The organism is Fusobacterium mortiferum ATCC 9817, from assembly GCF_000158195.2.
GTDB classification, from domain to species: Bacteria; Fusobacteriota; Fusobacteriia; order Fusobacteriales; family Fusobacteriaceae; genus Fusobacterium_A; species Fusobacterium_A mortiferum.
In genome coordinates this window covers 776,961-777,993 of record NZ_GL987988.1, presented here as the reverse complement: position 1 = coordinate 777,993, position 1,033 = coordinate 776,961, and the positions used below count along the sequence as shown (strand labels likewise).

The 1,033-nt window shown below is 27.2% G+C and carries 2 protein-coding genes; one reads left to right on the top strand and one right to left on the bottom strand.

Going from position 1 to position 1,033, the window contains the following annotated elements; genetic code table 11:
• Positions 1–206 precede the first annotated feature (206 nt).
• A complete protein-coding gene (locus FMAG_RS14305) occupies positions 207–473 on the top strand; it encodes a gp53-like domain-containing protein (RefSeq protein WP_455737456.1) in 267 nt (88 codons plus the stop codon).
• Here FMAG_RS14305 and FMAG_RS14265 read toward each other — a convergent pair.
• Positions 470–664: an H-type lectin domain-containing protein gene (locus tag FMAG_RS14265; protein ID WP_390887206.1), complete on the bottom strand. Its 195-nt coding sequence runs from the start codon at positions 662–664 to the stop codon at positions 470–472. The two genes, FMAG_RS14305 and FMAG_RS14265, sit on opposite strands and share 4 nt — an antisense overlap.
• Positions 665–1,033: the final 369 nt, after the last annotated feature.

Sequence of the window (1,033 nt, the reverse complement as noted above, 5' to 3'; positions counted from 1 at the left end):
CTTGTTCTATAATCTAGATTAGTACCATTTATCCTTATTGTAGTAGTTATATCATTTGAACCATAGAAGTGTATCTGAATAATTCCATCTTGAAGTATTGTGTTATTTTTACTCCAATTTAATTTTTGTCCTTTTGAATAGTCAGGAGTTCTATTGAAATTCTGTAATTACAGAATTTCTACCAATTTGGAAATAATTCAAATGGAATTTGGAGTAAAAATTTAATTACAGGAGAGATAATCCAAAGAGGAAATTCAGGGGTATATTCTAGCAGACAAATAAAAACTATAACATTACCAATAGCTTTCACTACCACAAATTATATGGTTTTTACTATTAATAATGGGACATCTACTGATAATTTTTATTCTTTCCAACCACATAACTTTACTACAACTAATTTTAAGATAAGATGTCAAGATAATGCAGGGTCATCAAATGGAAGTATAATGTGGATAGCGATTGGGTACTAAATTCCAATAGCTATCCAGTCAAAACTCATTGTTCCAGAAACTCCACCAACGTCTTGAGAATAATATGTAAAATAAGTAGAAGTAACATTAGTTACTTGTAATATATTATCTATGTTTGAAGCTTTTTCTGTCCTTAAACTTTGGGAAGTTAAGACTACAATATTTTTTTTAATAAAAGGAGATGAAAATATAAGTTTTCCAGTTTTAGCATTTGTTATATTTTCTAATCTACCTATTTTTATTTCAATACCAAGTAAATTCTGTAATTACAGAATTTAAATGGTATTTCTTTCCCTAATTATTTAAAATTAAAAAAAGTTAATAGCAAAACATATACAGCAGAGTTTGATTGCGAAGTAAAACCTTTATTTTATATTTCAAGAGGAACTGCCATAATCAAAATTAACAATATTGAAGTTGGAGCAATTTATCATGACTATGGAGGTAGAGTTCCCACTTCTTACTTTTTAAGAAAAAATGATGTAATAACAGTGGATGCCAATGTTGATAATACCTTTTATGTTACTCCATTATTATAATTACAGAATTTCATTAATGTT